The organism is Cobetia sp. 14N.309.X.WAT.E.A4 (assembly GCF_030397495.1).
GTDB lineage: Bacteria > Pseudomonadota > Gammaproteobacteria > Pseudomonadales > Halomonadaceae > Cobetia > Cobetia marina.
Map to the genome: position 1 here is coordinate 437,156 of NZ_JAPNXT010000002.1, position 20,695 is coordinate 457,850.

Genomic DNA, 20,695 nt, shown 5'->3' on the forward strand with positions numbered 1-20,695 from the left:
AAGGGGGTGACGCTGTCTCGCTGCCGGCGCGGACCCGGAGGCTCGGCATCCGCCGCATGGGATGTCAGCCGCGACGTCACCCGATCAATCGGTGGTCTCCGACGAGAGGCCACTGTCAGGAGTGGATGCATGCCCAACAACGACAATCAGCACGCTGCCGACCCTCGCGCCACCACGGCGGAGCGCCAGCTGGACGCCACTGGCAATCACCGCGTGCTGATCACCGGCACCGGCCTCTACACGCCGGAACATGCCGTCAGCAACGAGGCGCTGGTCGCCTCCTTCAATGCCTGGGTGGCGGCGGACAACGCCGCCAATGCCGAGGCCATCGCTCGGGGTGAGCGCGAGCCGCGTACCGAGTCCAGCGCTGAATTCATCGTCAAGGCCTCGGGTATCCACAGCCGCTACGTGCTGGATGCCGAGGGTATTCTCGACCCTGAGCGCATGCGCCCGCGGCTGCCCGCGCGCGACAATGATCAACCCTCTGTGCAGTGCGAGATGGGCGTGGCGGCCGCGCGTGAGGCGCTGGCCGCGGCGGGCGTGAAGGCCGAGGAACTTGATCTGGTCATCGTGGCCTGCTCCAATCTCGAGCGCCCCTATCCGGCCGTGGCGGTGGAGCTGCAGGCGGCGCTCGAGGCCGGTGGCTATGCCTTCGACATGAACGTGGCGTGCAGCTCCGCCACCTTCGGGATCGAGACCGCAGCCAACGCCATCCGCAGTGGCAGCGCGCAGCGGGTGTTGATGGTCAATCCCGAGATCTGCAGTGCGCATCTGAATTTCCGTGATCGCGACAGTCACTTCATCTTCGGCGATGCCTGCACGGCCGTGGTGCTGGAAGCGGCGGATGTCGCCACGCGCACCGATGGCTTCGAGGTGCTCGGTACGCGACTGGTGACCCGTTTCTCCAACGCGATACGCAACAATTTCGGCTTCCTCAATCGCACCGCGGTGCTTGAGGATGATGTGGCATCTGCCACGACGCTGGAGAGCGCCACGCACCGTGAACAGGCCGATGACAAGCTGTTCATCCAGGAAGGTCGGCGCGTGTTCCGCGAAGTCTGCCCGATGGTGGCCGAGCTGATCACCACGCATCTGGGCGAGCTCGAGGCCGATGGCGGTGATCTTGATCGCATGTGGCTGCACCAGGCCAATCGCCACATGAACGACATGATCGCTCGTCGCGTGCTGGGGCGTGATCCGTCGAGCGAGGAAGCGCCGATCATTCTCGACCGCTATGCCAATACCAGCTCGGCGGGGTCGGTGATCGCCTTCCATCTGCATCATGCGGATCTGCCCGCTGGCAGCCTGGGTGTGCTTTGCTCCTTCGGGGCCGGCTACAGTGCGGGAAGCGTGCTGCTGAAACGCTGTGGATGATACGCGCTGATGGCGTGCTTGAGCGGATGGCGCACTGGCTCCTGGCGTGAGCGGAACGTATAAAGAAGACCGGACCTGACAGCCATGGATGTGGCAAGGACCGCTGCAGGATTCCAACAGACTTACAGGTGATGCGATGCACATGATCAAGACTTCCCTGCCGGCACTGCTGGCCATGTCTCTGCTGGCCGGTTGTGCCAGTACAGGTGACAGCGAGCCGAATCCCCAGGACCCGTGGGAGGGCTTCAACCGCAACGTCTACACCTTCAATGACACCCTGGATCGCTATGCGCTCAAGCCGGTGGCTCAGGGCTACGATTACGTGACGCCGGAGCTGGTTCAGGATGGCGTGGGCAACTTCTTCTCCAACCTCGGGGAAGTGCGCACCATGTTCAACTCGGTGCTGCAGTGGAAGTGGGCGAATGCCGGGATTTCCACGGGGCGCCTGCTGCTCAATTCCACCGTCGGTATCGGCGGGCTGTTCGATCCGGCCAGCGAGCTTGGCTGGACGGTCGACGAGGAAGATTTCGGTCAGACACTTGCCGTGTGGGGCGCCGGCCAGGGGCCTTACCTCATGTTGCCGCTGTTCGGTCCGAGCACGCTGCGTGACACTGCCGGCATGCCGGTGGATTACTTCAATGATCCGATCAACTACCTCGAGGAAGACAAGGTGCGCTATGGCCTGAAAGCACTGGATCTCGTCGATACCCGTGCCGGTCTGCTCGAGCAGGAGAAGTTGATTCAGGGAGATCGCTACAGCTTCATCCGCGATGCCTATCTGCAGCGTCGCAACTTCGAGATCAACGATGGCAAGCTCGGGGATGATCCCTTCGCCAGCGACAGTTTCGATGATGCGGATCTCGATGGTGCCTTTGCACCGGAAGATGACAGCCAGTAAGGGCTGCCGAGTGTCCTGGCGGCACGTCGAGGCACGCGGATAGCGCGATGGCGAGGCGCCAGGGTCTGGCAGTGGATTGCGGCACGGGACGGGCATGAGAGGTTGGCATGGCGGATGAGCAAGGCAAGCGTCTGTTGATCGGTCTGATCGATCTGGTCGGCTCGCGGCGTGATGCGCTGGCGACGCTGTTGACGGATGAGCGTTGTGCAGTGGCGGCCTGTGACAGCATTGCAACGCTGCCCAGTGGGGTCGCGGTGGTGGTGGCGCATGTCGAGGCCGTGGCCAGTCAGGAGTGGGCGCGTCTCGCCGAGTGCCTGCCCACGGTGGTCGTGGCCGAGAGTCGTGGCGATGAATGCCTGTTGCCCGCGGTGGAGGCGGGGCTGGTGGATTATCTGATCGCCCCGCGTGAGCATGGCTCGGTGTTGCGCAGTCTGCTCAAGCGGGCGGCGGAGCATCACCAGCTCGCGCATGAACACGCCAAGGCCCGCGCGCGCCTCGAGGAGCTCAATGAGCATCTCGAGACGCATCTGGCGATGCTGCGTCAGGACCAGCTGGCCGGTGGGCAGATCCAGCAACGCTTGTTGCCGGAAAGTGGGCAGAGAATCAATGGCATCCGCTATGACTATTGCCTGTCGCCCTCGTTGTATCTGTCGGGAGATTTTCTCGAGTATCAGGCGATCGATGAGCGTTTCAGTCTGTTCTATTTCGCCGATGTCTCCGGGCATGGGGCGTCTTCGGCCTTCGTGACGGTGCTGCTCAAGCTATTGTTCGCGCGTGCGATTCGCCACTGGGAGGAACATACGCCGGAAACCTTCGGTCCTGAATGGCTGGCGTTGCTCAACCGTGAGCTGCTGGACAGTGGCATCGGCAAGCACGCGACCGTGCTGTGCGGCGTGATTGACCGTGAAGCGGCCACGCTGCATTACACCCTGGGGGCCCAGCTGCCGATGCCGGTCCTGGTGACTCCGGAGGGTGGGATTCAGGTACTGGAAGGCAGCGGGCGCCCGGTAGGCCTCTTCCCAGGCACCCGCTATCCGGCGTATCGTGTGGCGCTTCCCGCGCGTTTCCGCCTGTGGCTCGCCAGTGATGGTGTGCTGGAGTGCCTGCCGGGCGAGGCGCTGGAGGAACGAACTCAAGCACTGCATCAACGGATACTGAGCAGTGAGGATGTGCAGGGATTGCGCCGCGGTCTGGCACTGGATGGTGAGCTGCCGGATGACCTTACCCTGATGACGCTGACAGGATTCCATGATGGATGAAGGACGTATCCAGGCCGTGTTCGATGACGGCCTGTTCGTGCTCAAGCTGTCGGGTGACGTACGCCTGACACTGTGTGCCACGCTGGACCAGCAGGTTCAACGCGTGGCAGCGGTCGATGGTCTGGAAAGCGTGATCATCGATCTGCGCGAAGCCACCAACATTGACTCCACTGCACTGGGCTTTCTGGCCAAGCTGGCACTGGCCGTGCGGGATCGACTGATCCTGCCAGCCCAGGTGGTAGCGGCTCACCCTGATGTGATGACCATGCTCAAGGTCATGGGGTTCGATGAGGTGGCCAGTGTCGTGGATGCCAGTCAGCTGGCGGAGGCGGAGCAGGCCGAGCTGGACAGCTCGGGCTGTGATGACGCCACGGCGGAGGTACCGGTCGAGGGTGGGGCAGAGGCCTCGGCGAGTCAGGAGCAGGCACTGCGCGGCCGTATTCTCGAGGCGCATCGTCTGTTGATGTGTCTCAATGGCCACAATCGCCTGCAGTTCCAGCCCTTGATCGAGCTTCTGGAGAGCGAGGAGCAGCGCCAGCCGCATTGACGATGCGGGGTGTCGCCTGAACGCAAGAGCGCCTGCCGTGATTCACGGCAGGCGCTCTTCGTTGCTGCGCCAGAAACACGCCCTTGCTCGACAAGGGCGTGTTCTCGACGTCATGCTCAGTGGCTGCGCAGTTCGGCCAGCAGTGACTCGAGCTTGCGCTGATCCGCCATGAACTTGCGGATGCCTTCGCCCAGCTTCTCGGTGGCCATGGCATCTTCGTTCATGTCCCAGCGGAAGTTGGACTCGGTCAGCACTTCCGGCACGTTGCGCTCGGCATCGGCGGCCTGCAGACGACGCGCCAGCGGGCCCGTGCTTTCGGCCAGCTCACCCAGCAGCGCCGGAGAGATGGTCAGGCGGTCGCAACCGGCCAGGGCTTCGATTTCCCCGGTGTTGCGGAAGCTGGCGCCCATCACGATGGTCTTGTAGCCGTGACCCTTGTAGTGCTCGTAGATGGCCTTGACGGACTTCACGCCCGGGTCGTTGTCGCCGCTGAAATCGGCATCCGGCTGGTTGGCCTTGTGCCAGTCGAGGATACGGCCGACGAAGGGCGAGATCAGCGTCACGCCGGCATCGGCGCAGGCCTGGGCCTGGGCGAAGCTGAACAGCAGCGTCAGGTTGGTACGGATGCCTTCACGCTCGAGCTTCTCGGCGGCACGAATGCCTTCCCAGGTGGAGGCGGTCTTGATCAGGATGCGCTCCTGACCGACGCCATTGGCGGCGTAGCGCTCGATGATGCGATGCGCGCGACGGATGGTCTCGTCGGCATCGAAGGACAGGCGGGCGCTGACTTCGGTGGAGACATAGCCCGGTACCAGACCGGCGATCTCGGTGCCGATATCCACGGCCACGGCGTCCACGGCATCGTCGATGTCGGTGGCCTTGCGCGCGACCTCGGTCAGGCGCTCGCGACGCGACGGGTCCTGAGCGGCCTGCAGGATCAGCGACGGGTTGGTGGTAGCATCTGTGGGCGCGAAGCGACGAATCGCCTCGAGGTCACCGGTGTCGGCGACAACGGTGGTCATGTCCTTGAGTTGGGAGAGCTTGTCCTGTGCCATGCAAGAGTTTCCTGTACTGAGCGCGGGTCGTCCGATGACGACCTTCATGAAAAGGGAAGACGTGAAGGTCTGGGCTACGAAGCGGGAACGACATGGCCAGAGCCTCGACGATGATACTCCATCGGCCGTACCGCGGGGATGTCGTCGCTGTCGGTGTGAACATGATCACATGGATGTGACAACTTCTTCACGTTCGTTACCTCAACTGTATCAATTGTATGGCGGCGCGCCCACTGTCGCGGTCTACCGGCAGATGTGTCCGCTCATGCCTGCGACAGGCTGGCACCGAGGTGTCGGGGACCCAAGAACGGTAAGGGAGCCGGTGAGCGGGCCGATGCCGGCACCTGGGTCCATGACGTGCCGCATCGTGAAGGATTCTTCAGCAGGCGCATGATCGCGCCGTTATCGTGAAACTCTCGGGAGGGGATGTGGACAAGCGTCAAACCCGTCAGCTGGCCTTGCTGGTCGCTGCCAACACCGCACTGGCCCCCTTGGCCATCGATGCCTATCTGCCGGCATTGCCGGCCATGGCGGAAGCGCTCGACACCAGCGTCCATCATACGGAGCTGTCGCTGTCGATCTTCCTGCTCGGCTTCTCGCTGGGGCAATTGATCTTCGGGCCGCTGTCGGACCGCATCGGCCGCAAGCCGGTGTTGCTCTCCGGGATCTTCGTCTTCCTGCTGGCGAGTCTGGCGATCACCCAGGTCGACAGTCTCGAAGGCCTCTATGCGTTGCGATTCGTGCAGGCGCTGGGCGGCGGGGCCTCGGTGGTGAATTCCTCGGCGATCGTGCGTGACTGCTTCAGCGGGCGCGAGGCGGCCAAGGTGCTCTCGACCGTCGCGGTGATCATGATGCTGGCACCGCTGATCGCCCCGGCGATCGGCAGTCTGCTGCTGGGCTTGGCGGGCTGGTGGCTGATCTTCGCCTTCCTGGCCGCCTATGCCGCCTTTCTGCTGGTCGTGCTGCCTTTCCGGCTGCCGGAGACACGCCGCCATCGCGAAGTGGATGAGCCTCCGGCCAGCATCGCGCAGGTCGCTCGCGATTACGTCAGCGTGATGCGCCATGGCCCGGCGATGGGCTATGCCATTACCCAGGCGATGGGCTTCGGTGGCATGTTCGCCTTCATCACCGCCTCCCCGTATGTCTACATGGAGCACTTCGGTGTCACCGCCTCCTGGTACCCGGCGCTGTTCGGGGCCAACATCCTGTTCATGTTCACCGCCAATCGCCTCAACGTGCGCCTGCTGTCACGCATGTCGCCTCCACGGCTGCTGCGCATCGGGATCGGTATCCAGCTGCTCGCGGCCTGTCTGCTGGTGCTGGCATTGGCGCTGGGGCTGGATCATCTGGCGCTGATGGCACCCTTGTTGATGCTCTTCGTCGGGGCCAACGGCATGGTCGCTCCCAATGCGATTTCTTCCGCGCTCGAGTACTTCCCCCGTATCAGCGCCACCGCCAACGCCCTGATCGGCAGCCTGCAATTCGCCAGTGGTGCCTTGATCGGCATGCTGATCGCAGGGCTGGCGCTGGACAGCCTGTGGCCGATGATCCTCGGCATGCTGGGCACGGCGCTGGTCAGCAATATCCTGCTGCGCGTGCTGGCGGGGCGTCGCGCCCTGGCGCGTCATGCCGCCCCCTAGGACTGAGGGTCATTGATCACACGGCGACTCGCGATGACTGTCACACGGTTGTCATGAATGCTTGGCAAAGTGCTCCTCGTAGACAAGAAGCCAACCTCAAGGCTCATTCTTTTCGCAAGGAGTTTCAGGCATGAAGGCGTTCCTCAAGTCAGGTCTCGCAGTCGCTGTTCTCGCCGCATCCGTCGGTGCAGCAGAAGCCCGTGAACAGCTGCGCATCGTCGGCTCTTCCACGGTCTATCCGTTCTCCAGCTATGTGGCGGAAGAGCTGGGTGCCACCAGCGACTTCCCGACGCCGGTCATCGAGTCCACCGGTTCCGGTGGCGGCATGAAGCTGTTCTGTGAAGGGGTCGGGGACAGCACGCCGGACATCACCAACGCTTCCCGCCGCATGAAGACGTCCGAGTTCGAGCGCTGTGAAGAGAATGGCGTGACCGACATCACCGAAGCGATGATCGGCTTCGATGGCATCGCCTTCGCTCAGGCGGTCGGTGATGGCGACATCAACCTGACGCGTGAGCAGATCACCCTGGCGGTTGCCGCTCAGGTGCCGGTCGATGGCAAGCTGGTCGACAACCCCTACACCAAGTGGTCCGAGATCGATTCCTCCCTGCCGGATCGCAAGATCACCGTCTATGGTCCGCCTTCCACGTCCGGTACGCGTGATGCCTTCGAAGAGCTGGTGATGGAAGTGTCCACCGAAGAGATGGAAGGCTACGGCGGTGAGGGTTACACCAACATCCGTCAGGACGGCCACTACATCGCGGCGGGTGAGAACGACAACCTGATCATCCAGAAACTGGTCGAGAACACCGATGCCTTCGGTATCTTCGGCTACTCCTTCCTGGAAGAGAACGCCGACAAGGTCGTCGGTGCCTCCATCGATGGCGTCCTGCCGGAAGCCGATGCCATCTCCTCCGGTGAGTACCCGGTGTCCCGCTCGCTGTTCTACTACGTGAAGAACCAGCACAAGGATGACGTGCCGGCGCAGCAGGCCTACAACGACCTGTTCATGAGCGAGAAGATGATCGGTGAGCTGGGCTACCTGAAGGGCATCGGCCTGATTCCCTTGCCCAAGGATGAGCGTGAAGCCCTGCGTGAGCAGGTGAAGAACCGCACCAAGCTGACCCTGGCTGACCTCAAGAAGTAACTGACGCAGCTGACCCACGACGCGGCCGGTTGCCATTGGCAGCCGGCCCGTTTGCATGACGGTCCGCAGGGATATCGGACAGGCAAGTTGCCTTCACTTTGCGGATAACGCGACTCCGGGACTCGAAAGATGCAGACTCAGCAGATCTTTCTCTTCTTCATTGGCATCGTGGCGCTGTCTGGCCTGATTGCCTTCTTCGTCGGCCGAGGCAAGGCGCAGAAGGTGCGTGCCAGCGGGGCAGAGATGTACGCCCAGCCGGATCAATACGGTTGGTTCACCGCCATCTCCTGTGCCGGCCCGGCACTGCTGGTCGGACTGGCCGCCGTACTGGCGATCGCCACGGCCGGGGTATCCATCGAGGGCGCCGAGCTGCTGGCTGCCAGCCTCGTCGTCGCAGGTGTCGGCATGCTCATCGGTCTGGCGCTGGTGAAGCCTGATTTTCACGCGCGCAATGCGATCGAGACATTGATTCGTTATGTGCTGATCGGGGCGGCGATGATCTCCATCGTCACGACGTTCGGCATTCTGGCTTCCATCATCTTCGAAGCCATCCGCTTCTTCCAGATGGAAAGCTTCTGGACCTTCATCACCGGCACCACCTGGGACCCGGGCAACAGCTTCCAGCTGGCAGCCGGCCGTGGCGAGGGCGTCGAGAGCACCGCCAACTTCGGGGCGGTTCCGCTGTTCGCCGGTACCTTCATGATCACTCTGATCGCCATGCTGGTGGCCATTCCCATCGGCCTGCTGGCAGCGGTCTACATGTCGGAATTCGCCCCGGAGCGCGTGCGTACCGTGGCCAAGCCGGTGCTGGAAGTGCTCGCCGGTATCCCGACCGTCGTCTATGGCTTCTTCGCCGCCATCACCGTGGCACCGCTGATCGTCGACATCTTCTCGCCGCTGGGCATCGAGGCGTCCTACAACAATGCTCTGGCGCCGGGACTGGTCATGGGCATCATGATCATTCCCTTCATCTCCTCACTGTCGGATGACGTCATCACCTCCGTGCCGGACACCATGCGTCAGGGATCTCTGGCGCTGGGCATGACCCAGGGCGAGACCATCCGCAATGTCATCCTGCCGGCCGCGCTGCCGGGCATCATCTCGGCGTCACTGCTGGCCATGTCGCGTGCGCTGGGCGAGACGATGATCGTGGTGATGGCGGCGGGCATGCGTCCGAATCTGACCGCCAATCCGCTGGAAGACATGACCACCGTGACGGTGCGTATCGTTGCCGCGCTGACGGGAGACCAGGAATTCGCGAGTGCCGAGACATTGTCCGCCTTCGCGCTGGGTCTGGTGCTGTTCGTCGTCACCTTGCTGCTGAACATGGTCTCGGTGGTTCTCATCCGCCGCTTCCGTGAGAAGTACAGCGCCAACAATCTGTGAGGCCGAGACAAGACATGAGCCATTCCTTCGACGATATCTCGGCCCAGCTCAAGGGCCGTCATCGCCGCACTCAGCGCCTGAAGTACATGTCCATGGCGGCGCTGGCCCTGGCGGCAACCTTCCTGGTGGTGTTCATCGGCGACATGCTGATGCGCGGCTATCCGGCCTTCCAGCAGGCGGAGCTCAAGGTGCCGGTCACCTACAGCGAGCAGTCACGCGAGATTCCGCTCGCGGCGGTGGAAGAGGATGTGCGTGAGCTGGTCAGCCGCGGCTGGCTGCGTCAGCTGCCACGCGAGATGAAGGCCAACCCGGAGCTGCTGGGCCAGACCCTCGAGACCTGGGTGATCGCGGACGACCGGGTGGATCAGTACCTCAAGGGCCACAAGGCGCATCTCAAGCCCAAGCAGATCGCCGTACTGGATCGCATGGTCGAGAACGGCACGGCCGAGCTCAAGTTCAACATCAACTTCTTCACCACCGGTGATTCCAAGATGCCGGAATATGCCGGTATCTGGTCGGCGGCGATGGGCACGATCCTGACGTTGCTGGTCACTCTGGCCTTCGCCTTCCCGGTCGGCGTGCTGACCGCGGTCTATCTGGAGGAGTTCGCGCCGGACAATCGCCTCACCCAGGCGATCGAGATCAACATCAACAATCTGGCGGCGGTGCCGTCGATCCTGTTCGGTCTGTTGGGCCTGGCGATCTTCATCAACTTCTTCGGCATGCCGCGCTCGTCCCCGCTGGTCGGTGGTCTGACGCTGGGGCTGATGACGCTGCCGGTGATCATCATCACCACCCGCTCCGCGCTGCGCAGCGTGCCGGACACCATTCGTCAGGCAGCCTTCGGCGTTGGCTGCTCGCGCTGGCAGGTCGTGCGGGATCACGTTCTGCCGCTGTCATTGCCGGGTATCCTGACGGGTTCCATCATCGGTCTGGCGCAGGCGATGGGGGAAACCGCTCCCTTGATCATCGTCGGCATGGTGGCCTTCATTCCGGATGCACCGACCTCCATCACCCAGGCGGCCACCGTGCTGCCGGCCCAGATCTTCACCTGGGCAGGTGAGCCGGAACAGGCCTACGTCGAGCGGACTGCGGCGGGCATCCTGGTGCTGCTGTCAGTGCTGATCTTCCTCAACGCCGCAGCCGTCATGCTGCGCAAGAAATTCGAGCGTCGCTGGTAGGTCGGTGGATCACGTCCCGCCGAGGCGGGACGCACGACATGACCAGACCCACGACTGAACAAGGAATACGAGACATGAACAGCACCGTCGCCACCCCCGCCAAGCCTGTCGCCATGGCACGCCCCGGCACACCGATCGTGACCAACGAAGAGGCCAATCATGAGCTGGCCATCCGTGTGGAAGACCTCAACCTGTGGTACGGCGAGAAGCAGGCGCTGAAGAACATCAACATCGACATCTTCCAGAAGAATGTCACCGCGTTGATCGGGCCGTCCGGGTGCGGCAAGTCGACCTTCCTGCGCTGCCTGAATCGCATGAATGACCTGATCCGCAGCGTGCGCATCGAGGGTCTGGTCGAGATGGACGGGCGTGACGTCAATGCCCGCAACATGGATGAAGTGGCATTGCGTCGCCGTGTCGGCATGGTGTTCCAGAAGCCGAACCCGTTCCCCAAGTCCATCTATGACAACATCGCCTATGCGCCGACCATGCATGATCTGGTCAGCCGTCGTGCCGACAAGGACGATCTGGTCGAGAGCGCGCTGCGTGATGCCGGCCTGTGGGAAGAGGTGAAGGACATTCTGGATCAGCCGGGCACCTCGCTGTCCGGTGGTCAGCAGCAGCGCCTGTGCATCGCGCGTGCGATCGCGGTCAAGCCGGACGTCATCCTGATGGATGAGCCGACCTCGGCGCTGGACCCGATTTCCACCGCGACCATCGAAGACCTGATGGACAAGCTGAAGACCCAGTTCTCCATCGTGACCGTGACCCACAACATGCAGCAGGCGGCGCGTGTCGCCGATTACACCGCCTTCTTCCACATGGGCGAGCTGATCGAGTACAACGACACCAAGACGATGTTCTCCAATCCGCACACCAAGAAGGCCGAGGACTACATCACCGGTCGCTATGGCTGAGGACTGGCGCCGTCTCGGCGCGAATGATTCCCGAAGATGACAGAAGGCCCGGATCATGGATCCGGGCCTTCTGTCGTGTCTGGCGCTTGTCATGTCAGACGTGCTGGAACGCGAGGTTGGCTCAGCCCCCGTTCCCGGCTCAGCCTTCCAGCTCGACGGCGATCGCGGTGGCCTCACCGCCGCCGATGCACAGTGCCGCGATGCCGCGCTTCTTGCCGCGGCGTTCCAGCGCATTGATCAGGGTGACGATGATGCGTGATCCGGTGGAGCCCACCGGGTGACCCTGGGCGCAGGCACCCCCGAAGACATTGACCTTGTCGTGCGGGATGTCGTGGGCATCCATCGCCAGCAGTGTCACCACGGCGAAGGCCTCGTTGATCTCGAACAGGTCGACGTCTTCTGTCGTCCACTCCAGTCGCTGCATCAGCGAATCGATGGCACCGATGGGGGCCAGCGTGAATTCGCTGGGGTGCTGGGAGTGGGTGCTGTGACCGACGATGCGGGCCTTGACAGCCAGGCCACGACGCTCGGCTTCATCACGTCGGGTCAGCACCAGGGCCGAGGCACCGTCAGAGATGGAGCTGGCATTGGCGGCAGTGATGCTGCCGTCCTTGGCAAATACCGGACGCAGCGTGGGAATCTTGTCGAGGTTGGCCTGGAAGGGTTGTTCATCCTGCTCGACGAGACTCTCGCCCTTGCGACTCTTGACCGTCACCGGCGCGATTTCCGGGGCGATGTCGCCGGCCTCGGTGGCGGCCATGGCGCGCTTGAGTGATTCGATGGCGAAGTCATCCATGCGCTGGCGATCATAGCCACGCGCATCGGCCACTTCCTGGGCGAACACGCCCATCAGCTTGCCGGTCTCGGCGTCTTCCAGGCCATCGAAGAACATGTGGTCCTTCAGCTCTCCATGCCCGAGGCGATAGCCGTCGCGTGCCTGGGTGAGCAGGTGTGGGGCATTGGACATCGATTCCATGCCACCCGCCAGCATGATGCGGTTGGTGCCGGCACGGATCAGGTCGTGCGCGAGCATGGTGGCTTTCATGCCGGAACCGCACAGCTTGTTGATGGTGGTCGCGCCGATGTTGTCCGGGACTCCGGCCTGGCGCATGGCCTGACGTGCCGGGCCTTGCTTGACGCCTGCCGGCAGTACGCAGCCGAAGATGCCCTCATCGATATCGGCGGGTGTCAGGCCTGAGCGTTCGATGGCGGCCTTGATGGCCACGGCGGCGAGCTGCGGTGCGCTGAGGCTGGAAAGCGAGCCCTGCAATCCGCCCATCGGCGTGCGCGCCCCGGACAGGATCACGATGTCGTCAGCGGCGGTGGTGGGGCTTGGCGTGGTGCGGGAAGCGGTCGTCATGACGGTCTCCAGTGTCTTGTTATTGGAAGATCACCTGTGGCGTTCGGCGTTGTGATCACTGCGTGGCTGTGCTTTGATCCATTCAATCCCATAAACCAAGCAAGCGCTAGTTATACGATGAATGTAGCCACCGCCTCACCCCGTCGCAAGGAGCTGGTACGCATCGCCGCCCGTCTGTTCGTGGAGGAGGGCTTCGATCGCACCACCGTTCGCATGTTGGCCCAGGAAATGGGCATCAAGTCCGGCAGCCTGTTCCATCACTTCGCTGACAAGCAGGAAATCCTGTGCGCGGTGATCGAGGAGGGCATGTTCAGCGCACTGGCCATCGCGCGTGAGCATCTCGCGCGGCTGGAAGCCGGCTCAGCCCCCGCATCACGGCATCAGCAGGCGCGAGAGCGCTTGCTGGCATTGGCGCGGGCGCATCTGGAAACCCTGCTGACGGACCGCAATGCGCATGTCGTGGCGCTCTACGAATGGCGTCGCCTCGAGCAAGCCTCGCGGGAGCATCTCGTGCATCTGCGTGACGAGTATGAAGCCCTGTGGCGCGACGCCATCGAGGTGGCCGTCGCCGCGGGACTGCTCAAGGGAGACGCTCTGCTTCTGCGCCAGTTCATGCTGGGGGCGCTCAACTGGAGCGTACGCTGGTACCGTCCCGAGGGTGAGCGTTCCCCGGATGAGCTGGCCGAGGCGCTGGTCGACAGCCTGTGTCGTCTTCCCTGAGCGAGCGTCCGTTACACGGCGTCTGCTACACAGCGTCCGTTACACGGCGTCTGCTACACAGCGTCCGTTACACGGCGTCTGCGACACAGCGTCCGTTACCCGGCGTCTGCAACTTTCGGCCAGTCGAGCGCCACAATGCTTGCCGCACGACAGGCTTGTCGCTAACTTGACGTTTACGTTAACTGTAGATAACTGACGCCCAGCCATCTCGATCCGCCCCGGAGCGCCACTCAGGAGCCAGTCACGCCATGACGCCAAGCGATACAACAACAAACCGCACGTCACGCGCCGCCTCTGCTGCATATGTCGCTACAACTGACGAACCTGCGAATTCATCCGCCATGCAACCCGCTGCCAGCCAGACGCTGAGCGAGTATCTGGAACATTTCGACATCGACGCGTTGCGCGATGAACTCCTGACGTCCTCCGGGCAAGGGCACATGGGCAATGCCTTTGACGCCTGCATCGGTCGGCACCTGCGCGCCGGGCAGGGCGAGCGCATCGCTCTGGTCCACGAGGATGAGCATGGCAAGGTACGCACGCTCAGCTACGCCGAACTGGATCTCGAGAGTGCTCGCATGGCCACGGCGCTGGCTGCGCAGGGCGTCGGACCCGGCGAGCGCGTGGCCTGCATGCTGTCGCGTACGCCTGAGCTTCTGATCGCGCTGGCCGCCACCTGGCGATTGGGCGCCATCTATCAGCCGCTGTTCACGGCCTTCGGAACGGATGCGCTCGCCTACCGTCTGTCACGCGCCGAGACCAGTGTCGTGATCACCGAGTCCGGTCAGCGTGCCAAGTTCAGGGCGCTTGCGAGCCATCCACCGATCATCTGCGTGCGCGGGGAGGGGGAGGCACTGGATGAGGGAGATCTGGACTGGCAGGCCCTGATGCAAAGCGAGCCCCTGGCGCAACCGCCCGTACAATTGCCGAGTGATGCGCCCTTCCTGCAGATGTTCACCTCCGGCACGGTCGGCAAGCCCAAGGGGGTGGCGGTGGCACTGAATGCGCTGCCGGCCTTCTGGCTCTATCAGCGGCTGGCAGTGGATCTGCGACCCGGCGAGCGCTTCTGGAACATGGCCGACCCCGGTTGGGCCTACGGGCTTTACTACGGGATCACGGCACCTCTGTTGCTGGGTGCCACCACCTACTTCATGCAAGCTCCCTTCAGCGCGCAGGGCGGGCTGGACTTCCTGCAGCGCCACGCCATCGACAACTTCGCGGCGGCGCCCACGGCCTATCGGATGCTCAAGGCCTCCGGGCTCGGGGAGGGGGCCTTCGAGCGCCTGACGCTGCGCGTGGCGAGCTCGGCCGGCGAGCCGCTCAATACCGAGGTGGTGGGCTGGGTCGCCCGTGAGCTTGGCTGCACGGTGATGGATCACTACGGTCAGACCGAAGTCGGCATGGTCTGCTGCAATCATCATGCTCTGGCGCATGAGGTGGTCATCGGCAGCGTCGGTTTTCCCTTGCCCGGCTATCGCCTGGCCGTGCTGGACGCCGAATATCGGGAGCTTGCGCCCGGTGAACCGGGCGTGCTGGCGGTGGATATCGCCAATTCCCCCGCCTATTTCTTCTCCGGTTATACCTGGCAGGAGAAACAGCCCTGTGTCGAAGGCTATTACCTGACCGGGGATGTGGTCGTCGCGGAGCCTGATGGTCGCTTCACCTTCGCCGGCCGTGACGACGACATCATCACCACCTCGGGTTATCGGGTCGGCCCGGCGGATGTCGAGAACGCCATCCTTGCCCATCCCGCCGTCGCGGAATCCGCGGCGGTCGGCAAGCCGGATGACCTGCGCGGCGAGATCATCAAGGCCTACGTGGTGCTGCGCGACGGACATGTCGGGGATGAAACCCTCGCCGAGGCAATACGCAGCGAAGTGCGCCAGCGGCTATCAGGCCACAGCTATCCCCGCGAGATCAGCTTCGTGGACAGCCTGCCCAAGACACCCTCGGGCAAGATCCAGCGATTCCTGCTGCGCGCCGAAGCTCGCGAGGAGTGAGACCCGCGGCTGCCGCTACGCCCCTTGCGGGCTGCCGCAGGATGATCGTCATTGAACGACCCGGCAGCGGATGCGCCGGGTGCCATCTGGAGAGTCATGCATGAAGATTGCCGAGCACTGCTTCCTGATCACGGGTGCCGCCTCCGGCCTGGGGGCTGCCACAGCGGACCGTCTGGTGGCCGCCGGTGGACGCGTCGTACTGGCTGACATCTCCGAGGCCGCACGCGAGCATGCCGCGGCACTCGGTGCGTCGGCACGCTTCTGCCATTGCGATATCACCGATTCCGAGAGCGTGAGCGCGGCGCTGGATGTCGCCGAGCAGAGCTTCGGAGCCCTTCATGGCGTAATCCACTGCGCGGGCGTGGTGAGCGTCGCCAAGCTGGTGGATCGCGAGGGGGAACCGGCGCCGCTGGAAGGGTTCGAGAAGACCCTGGCCATCAATCTGAGCGGTACCTTCAACGTGGCGCGTCTCGCGGCGGCCCGCATGGCGCGCAATGTGGCCGAGGGGGAAGACGGAGAGCGCGGCATCATTCTCAATACCGCTTCGGTCGCGGCCTTCGATGGTCAGATAGGGCAATGTGCCTACAGTGCTTCCAAGGCCGGGGTGGCAGGCATGACCCTGCCGATGGCACGCGAACTGGCGCGTCACGGCATTCGCGTGATGGCGATTGCCCCTGGCGTGTTCGAGACACCGATGATGGCAGGCATTCCGGAGCCTGCTCGCGAGGCGCTGTGCGAGGCCGTTCCGTTTCCCAAGCGCCTGGGGCGGCCCGATGAATTCGCTCGCCTGGCCGAACACATCATCACCAACGGCATGCTCAATGGGGAAGTGATCCGTCTCGACGGCAGCATCCGCATGGCCTGAGCCTGCCGTCTCGCGATCACGCACGACGACCTGAAAGCAAGGAATCTCTGGGGGAGATATTGCTCGACCACATGAGTGGTCGGGCTTTTTTGTGTCCGCGTGCCACCAATGTCTCACGGCCACGATCAAACGATCGCTTGACTGACGATCGGGGTGGCGCTAATTTCAAACGAATGTTTGATAGTGGTCGGGTCGATCCCGCGAAAGGATCCCGCTGCCACGCCCCCATTCATGTGCATAGCCACCATTTCCCGCTTTCAGATGCTCGGAAGTGGCTGTGTCAGGTCATCGCCGCCGCGTCGCGACGGCACAAGGAGTACAGCATGCCGGACTATCAGGCGCCCTTGCGCGATATTCGCTTCGTGATGAATGAGCTGCTCGACTACCCCGCGCATTACGCCCGCCTGCCGGGTGGCGAAGATGCCAGTGATGACATCGTCAGCGCGATTCTCGAGGAAGGGGCACGCTTTGCCAACGAGGTGCTGACGCCGCTCAACCAGTCGGGCGATCTCGAGGGCTGTACCTTCGAGGGGGGAGAGGTGAAGGCGCCGCGTGGCTTCAAGGCCGCCTATCAGCAGTATGTCGAGGGCGGTTGGCCGAGTCTGGCAGCCTCACCGGAGCACGGTGGCCAGGGCCTGCCGCCGTCTCTGGCGATGGTGCTCTCGGAAATGGTCGCCTCCGCCAACCTCTCGTGGGGCATGTATCCGGGGTTGTCACATGGCGCGATGAACGCCCTTGAGCACCATGGCAGCGAGGTGCTCAAGCAGACCTATCTGACCAAGCTGGTCGAAGGCCGCTGGACCGGCACCATGTGCCTGACCGAGCCGCACTGCGGCACGGACCTGGGGCTGATCAAGACCCGCGCCGTGCCACTGGATGACGCCGATGGCAGCAAGGGGTACGCCATCAGCGGTACCAAGATCTTCATCTCCGCCGGTGAACACGATCTCTCGGAGAACATCGTGCATCTGGTGCTGGCCAAGTTGCCGGACGCGCCGGAAGGCTCACGCGGCATCTCGCTGTTCGTGGTGCCGAAGTTCCTGCCGGATGCCAGTGGCGAGGCCGGAGAGCGCAACGGTGTCAGCTGTGGCTCCATCGAGCACAAGATGGGCATTCACGGCAACGCGACCTGCGTGATGAACTTCGACTCCGCCACAGGTTATCTGGTCGGCCCGCCGCACAAGGGGCTGGCCTGCATGTTCACCATGATGAATGCCGCGCGGCTTGGCGTGGGCATCCAGGGCGTGGCGCTGGCCGAAGCCAGCTTCCAGAATGCGCTGAGCTATGCGCGGGACCGTCTGCAGATGCGAGCTCTCTCGGGGGCCAAGGCGCCGGAGAAGGCAGCCGACCCGATCATCGTGCACCCGGACGTACGGCGCATGCTGCTGACCCAGAAGGCCATCGCCGAGGGCGGACGCATGCTGGTGATGTACGCCGCCCAGCTCAATGATCTTGTCGAGAATGCGTCGGACAGCGAAGAGAAGACTCGTGCCGACACGCTGTTGGGCCTGCTGACGCCCATCGTCAAGGCCTTCCTGACCGAGACCGGCTTCGAGGCGACCAACCATGGGGTGCAGGTGTTCGGTGGCCACGGCTTCATCCAGGAGTGGGGCATGGAGCAGTTCGTGCGCGATGCGCGCATCACGCTGCTCTATGAAGGCACCACCGGTATCCAGGCGCTGGACCTGCTGGGACGCAAGATCCTGATGAGCCAGGGCGAGTCGCTCAAGGTCTTCACCAAGGAGATCCACAAGTTCTGTCAGGCCAGTGAAGGCAGCGAATTTGCCTCGCCACTTGCGGAGCTCAACCGCGAATGGGGTGAGCTGACCATGGCGGTGGGCATGGGGGCGATGCAGGACCGCGAGGCGGTCGGTGCTGCCAGTGTCGATTATCTGATGTATGCCGGTTACGTCACGCTGGGCTACCTGTGGGCGCGTGCCGGTGAGACCGCCAGAGCAGCGCTGGCATCTGGCACGGGGGACGCGACCTTCTACCAGGCCAAGCTGGATACCGCACGCTTCTACTTCCAGCGCATCCTGCCGCGTACCCAGGGGCATGCCGCGATGATTCGTGCCGGCGGCGAGACGCTGATGGCACCTGCGGTGGAGGGCTTCGGCAGCGGGTTCGAGATCTGATCTCATGTCCACACGCTGAATTCGGTCTGTTTGTCAGGCAATCATGTGCCTCCAGTCAGTGCGCTCTGACTCGGATTTCTCGGGGAGACTTCGGTCTCCCCTTTTTTGTGGCGGGTCATTCCTGCACGGGGTCGCGCCGGTCTGCAGAACATTCTCTTCTCTTTGTGTCCCGCGCTTGGCTTGTGACGGTCAGACGCCCAAGATAGTCGCAGTGACAGCCTGTCCCGCCCAGTGCGCGGGAGATGACATGCGGGACTCAATTTGCAGTAACTGACAGGATAGGTGGCGCAGGATGCAGGCTAACGATACCCCTGAAGAGGCCGCGCAGGAGTCAGGGCGGTCCTCCCGCTCTGAGCAGGCCTCATCGAGGCCCGAAGTGCCGAGCAGTGAGGGCGGCGACGACGCGCATGACATGATGGTGGGTGAGCCTAGCGGTGTCAGCGAGGGCACTTCCGCCGAGGAGGCCGTGGCACGCATGCAGGTGCCGCGAGACGAGCGTCAGCAGGAAGCGCTGGAGCTTTCCGGGCGTTCTCGCCATGTCCCCAAGGTCCGCAAGGCACTGGAGATCCATCCGCTGCTGGTCGGCATGGCCGCGCTGGTGGTGATCATCGGTGGCCTCAAGATGGCGGCAGACCTGGTGGTCCCCCTGCTGATGGCGGTGTTTGTCGCGGCGGTCTGCGATGCGCCGGTGCGCTGGCTGGCCCGACACGGCATCGGCCAGCGTTTCGGGGTGCCCATCGTCATCCTGACGGTCTGCATCCTGTTTTCCTCGCTGGCGGCCTTGCTGGTCTCACGCTTCACCCTGTTCAGCGATGAGATGCCCAAGCTGGAGGAAAGTCTGCGGGAGCAGTACCAGAGCATGCTGGAATGGCTGGCAGGCCATGGTGTCTCCATCGCGCCGGCGCGCTTCAGTGAGCTGGTGGATCCGGCATCGCTGACACAATGGGTGCCCAACCTGCTCACCGGGCTGGGCGGTCTGCTGTCTTCCAGTGTCATCATCGTGCTGACGGCCACCTTCCTGTTGTACGAAGCTCTGTCGCTGCGCGACAAGCTGATCACCACTCTGCGTAGCCCGCATGTCAGTCTGCGCCGCTTTACGCTGTTCTCGTTGACGCTGCGACGTTATCTGGCGGTCAAGACGTTGATCAGTCTGGTGACCGGTGCGCTGGTCGGCATCAGCTGTCTGGCACTGGATGTGGAGTTCGCCTTCCTGTGGGCCACGCTGGCCTTCTGCCTCAACTACATTCCCAATATCGGGTCGGCGCTGGCCGCGGTGCCGGCAGTATTGCTGACGCTGGTGATGCCGGAGGGTGGGGCGGTCAAGGCGTTGATGCTGGGCGGCTGCTACCTGGCGATCAATTTCATTCTCGGCAACATGATCGAGCCGCGCGTGATGGGGCGGACGCTGGGGCTGTCGACACTGGCCGCCTTCCTGTCACTGGTGGTGTGGGGCTGGGTGTTCGGCCCGGTGGGGATGCTGTTGTCGGTGCCGATCACCATGACGCTCAAGATCGCCTTCGACTCGCACCCGGGCACGCGCTGGGCGGCACGCCTGCTGGGACCCTCCGCCAGACGCATTCGACGTCGCCGACGCATGGCGGAGGAATAGCGCGTCGGCAAGGCGTGTCTTCGCGGGCTCGATGAGCCCGCGCCCCCTGAATGCAGAAGGGAATGCAGAAGGCCCCGTCACGTTGAGCGTGACGGGGCCTTCAGGTGTTCATCTCGTGCCTGGTGACTGCCGGGGCAGCCACCTTCGAGCGGACCGGTTTAGAGGTTCTGCTCGATGAACTGGCTCAGTTGTCCCTTGGACTGGGCACCGACCAGCGAGGCGACCTTGGCGCCGGACTTGAACAGGATCACGGTCGGCACGCCACGCACGCCTTGCTCGGCGGCGATTTCCGGTGCGTCATCGACATTGACGTTGACGATCTTCAGGCCTTCGCCCTTCTCGTTGGCGACTTCCTCGACGACCGGCGCCATCATCTTGCACGGGCCACACCAGGGCGCCCAGAACTTCAGCAGTACCGGGGCTTCAGCGTTGAGAACTTCCTGTTCGAAGTTGGCGCCGGTGACATCGACGTGATTGGACATCTTGTTTCTCCAGGGGATTCGTTTCGCTGTCTGCGGCATTGCCGGACATGCAGGCTGCGTCCGATGGTAGCGCCACTTTTCATCACTGACAAATGGGCATTGTCCATCGACTCAATAGCA

General features: G+C 63.3%; 17 protein-coding genes. 14 read left to right on the plus strand and 3 right to left on the minus strand.

Annotated features, from left to right (window positions below):
- Positions 1-129: 129 nt before the first annotated feature.
- From OW493_RS05130 to OW493_RS05145, 4 genes are all read left to right on the plus strand, one after another.
- The gene (locus OW493_RS05130; RefSeq protein WP_271302430.1) at positions 130-1,374 is read left to right on the plus strand and encodes a beta-ketoacyl-ACP synthase III; all 1,245 of its coding nucleotides are present in this window, start codon (positions 130-132) and stop codon (positions 1,372-1,374) included.
- 142 nt (positions 1,375-1,516) lie between these two features.
- Complete coding sequence (locus OW493_RS05135) at positions 1,517-2,272, plus strand: VacJ family lipoprotein (protein ID WP_240499592.1); 756 nt, start codon at positions 1,517-1,519, stop codon at positions 2,270-2,272.
- A 107-nt stretch (positions 2,273-2,379) separates the two neighbouring features.
- Positions 2,380-3,531 (plus strand): PP2C family protein-serine/threonine phosphatase, encoded by a 1,152-nt coding sequence (locus OW493_RS05140; RefSeq protein ID WP_084209291.1) that lies wholly within the window; start codon positions 2,380-2,382, stop codon positions 3,529-3,531.
- The gene (locus tag OW493_RS05145; RefSeq protein ID WP_084209290.1) at positions 3,524-4,078 is read left to right on the plus strand and encodes an STAS domain-containing protein; all 555 of its coding nucleotides are present in this window, start codon (positions 3,524-3,526) and stop codon (positions 4,076-4,078) included. Before OW493_RS05140 ends, OW493_RS05145 begins: the two co-directional genes overlap by 8 nt.
- A gap of 116 nt (positions 4,079-4,194) precedes the next feature.
- On the opposite strand, the gene tal is transcribed toward OW493_RS05145, so the two are convergent.
- Positions 4,195-5,133: a transaldolase gene (tal, locus tag OW493_RS05150; RefSeq protein ID WP_077379279.1), complete on the minus strand. Its 939-nt coding sequence runs from the start codon at positions 5,131-5,133 to the stop codon at positions 4,195-4,197.
- Between the two features lie 428 nt (positions 5,134-5,561).
- Here tal and OW493_RS05155 point away from each other — a divergent pair, with 428 nt between their 5' ends.
- The 5 genes from OW493_RS05155 to pstB all read left to right on the plus strand — a co-directional run bounded on the left by OW493_RS05155 (position 5,562) and on the right by pstB (position 11,404).
- Positions 5,562-6,773, plus strand: a complete 1,212-nt coding sequence (locus OW493_RS05155; protein WP_289863437.1) for a Bcr/CflA family multidrug efflux MFS transporter — start codon at positions 5,562-5,564, stop codon at positions 6,771-6,773.
- Positions 6,774-6,903: 130 nt separating this feature from the next.
- Complete coding sequence (locus OW493_RS05160; RefSeq protein WP_077379285.1) at positions 6,904-7,920, plus strand: substrate-binding domain-containing protein; 1,017 nt, start codon at positions 6,904-6,906, stop codon at positions 7,918-7,920.
- 129 nt (positions 7,921-8,049) lie between these two features.
- Complete coding sequence (pstC, locus tag OW493_RS05165) at positions 8,050-9,306, plus strand: phosphate ABC transporter permease subunit PstC (protein ID WP_077379287.1); 1,257 nt, start codon at positions 8,050-8,052, stop codon at positions 9,304-9,306.
- Positions 9,307-9,320: 14 nt separating this feature from the next.
- Positions 9,321-10,487: a phosphate ABC transporter permease PstA gene (pstA, locus tag OW493_RS05170; RefSeq protein ID WP_077379289.1), complete on the plus strand. Its 1,167-nt coding sequence runs from the start codon at positions 9,321-9,323 to the stop codon at positions 10,485-10,487.
- Between the two features lie 113 nt (positions 10,488-10,600).
- Entirely contained in the window at positions 10,601-11,404 is an 804-nt protein-coding gene (pstB, locus tag OW493_RS05175; RefSeq protein ID WP_077379425.1) for a phosphate ABC transporter ATP-binding protein PstB, read from the plus strand.
- A gap of 139 nt (positions 11,405-11,543) precedes the next feature.
- Here the strand turns inward: pstB and OW493_RS05180 are convergent, their stop codons facing one another.
- Entirely contained in the window at positions 11,544-12,764 is a 1,221-nt protein-coding gene (locus tag OW493_RS05180; protein ID WP_289863439.1) for an acetyl-CoA C-acyltransferase, read from the minus strand.
- Positions 12,765-12,881: 117 nt separating this feature from the next.
- On the opposite strand from OW493_RS05180, the gene OW493_RS05185 reads away from it, so the two are divergent.
- The 5 genes from OW493_RS05185 to OW493_RS05205 all read left to right on the plus strand — a co-directional run bounded on the left by OW493_RS05185 (position 12,882) and on the right by OW493_RS05205 (position 20,093).
- Positions 12,882-13,484, plus strand: coding sequence for a TetR/AcrR family transcriptional regulator (locus tag OW493_RS05185; protein WP_279856202.1), 603 nt, complete (start codon positions 12,882-12,884; stop codon positions 13,482-13,484).
- A gap of 341 nt (positions 13,485-13,825) precedes the next feature.
- Positions 13,826-15,484 (plus strand): AMP-binding protein, encoded by a 1,659-nt coding sequence (locus OW493_RS05190; RefSeq protein ID WP_279876110.1) that lies wholly within the window; start codon positions 13,826-13,828, stop codon positions 15,482-15,484.
- 100 nt (positions 15,485-15,584) lie between these two features.
- Positions 15,585-16,349 (plus strand): SDR family NAD(P)-dependent oxidoreductase, encoded by a 765-nt coding sequence (locus OW493_RS05195; RefSeq protein ID WP_077379298.1) that lies wholly within the window; start codon positions 15,585-15,587, stop codon positions 16,347-16,349.
- A gap of 323 nt (positions 16,350-16,672) precedes the next feature.
- Positions 16,673-18,484 (plus strand): acyl-CoA dehydrogenase C-terminal domain-containing protein, encoded by a 1,812-nt coding sequence (locus OW493_RS05200; protein WP_289863440.1) that lies wholly within the window; start codon positions 16,673-16,675, stop codon positions 18,482-18,484.
- Between the two features lie 376 nt (positions 18,485-18,860).
- Positions 18,861-20,093 carry an AI-2E family transporter gene (locus OW493_RS05205; RefSeq protein ID WP_254696415.1) on the plus strand — a complete coding sequence of 411 codons (1,233 nt, stop codon included), beginning with the start codon at positions 18,861-18,863 and terminating at the stop codon, positions 20,091-20,093.
- A 158-nt stretch (positions 20,094-20,251) separates the two neighbouring features.
- Here the strand turns inward: OW493_RS05205 and trxA are convergent, their stop codons facing one another.
- Positions 20,252-20,575: a thioredoxin gene (gene trxA / locus OW493_RS05210; RefSeq protein ID WP_043333971.1), complete on the minus strand. Its 324-nt coding sequence runs from the start codon at positions 20,573-20,575 to the stop codon at positions 20,252-20,254.
- Positions 20,576-20,695 lie beyond the last annotated feature (120 nt).

Excerpts from the sequence above, each read along its gene's own strand:
- pstC (WP_077379287.1), top strand. The coding sequence starts at position 8,050 with ATGCAGACTCAGCAGATCTTTCTCTTCTTCATTGGCATCGTGGCGCTG.
- OW493_RS05135 (WP_240499592.1), top strand. The coding sequence starts at position 1,517 with ATGATCAAGACTTCCCTGCCGGCACTGCTGGCCATGTCTCTGCTGGCC.
- pstB (WP_077379425.1), top strand. The coding sequence starts at position 10,601 with ATGGCACGCCCCGGCACACCGATCGTGACCAACGAAGAGGCCAATCAT.
- OW493_RS05180 (WP_289863439.1), bottom strand. The coding sequence starts at position 12,764 with ATGACGACCGCTTCCCGCACCACGCCAAGCCCCACCACCGCCGCTGAC.
- OW493_RS05130 (WP_271302430.1), top strand. The coding sequence starts at position 130 with ATGCCCAACAACGACAATCAGCACGCTGCCGACCCTCGCGCCACCACG.
- OW493_RS05200 (WP_289863440.1), top strand. The coding sequence starts at position 16,673 with ATGCCGGACTATCAGGCGCCCTTGCGCGATATTCGCTTCGTGATGAAT.
- OW493_RS05195 (WP_077379298.1), top strand. The coding sequence starts at position 15,585 with ATGAAGATTGCCGAGCACTGCTTCCTGATCACGGGTGCCGCCTCCGGC.
- tal (WP_077379279.1), bottom strand. The coding sequence starts at position 5,133 with ATGGCACAGGACAAGCTCTCCCAACTCAAGGACATGACCACCGTTGTC.
- OW493_RS05140 (WP_084209291.1), top strand. The coding sequence starts at position 2,380 with ATGGCGGATGAGCAAGGCAAGCGTCTGTTGATCGGTCTGATCGATCTG.
- OW493_RS05160 (WP_077379285.1), top strand. The coding sequence starts at position 6,904 with ATGAAGGCGTTCCTCAAGTCAGGTCTCGCAGTCGCTGTTCTCGCCGCA.
- trxA (WP_043333971.1), bottom strand. The coding sequence starts at position 20,575 with ATGTCCAATCACGTCGATGTCACCGGCGCCAACTTCGAACAGGAAGTT.
- OW493_RS05145 (WP_084209290.1), top strand. The coding sequence starts at position 3,524 with ATGGATGAAGGACGTATCCAGGCCGTGTTCGATGACGGCCTGTTCGTG.
- OW493_RS05190 (WP_279876110.1), top strand. The coding sequence starts at position 13,826 with ATGCAACCCGCTGCCAGCCAGACGCTGAGCGAGTATCTGGAACATTTC.
- OW493_RS05185 (WP_279856202.1), top strand. The coding sequence starts at position 12,882 with ATGAATGTAGCCACCGCCTCACCCCGTCGCAAGGAGCTGGTACGCATC.
- pstA (WP_077379289.1), top strand. The coding sequence starts at position 9,321 with ATGAGCCATTCCTTCGACGATATCTCGGCCCAGCTCAAGGGCCGTCAT.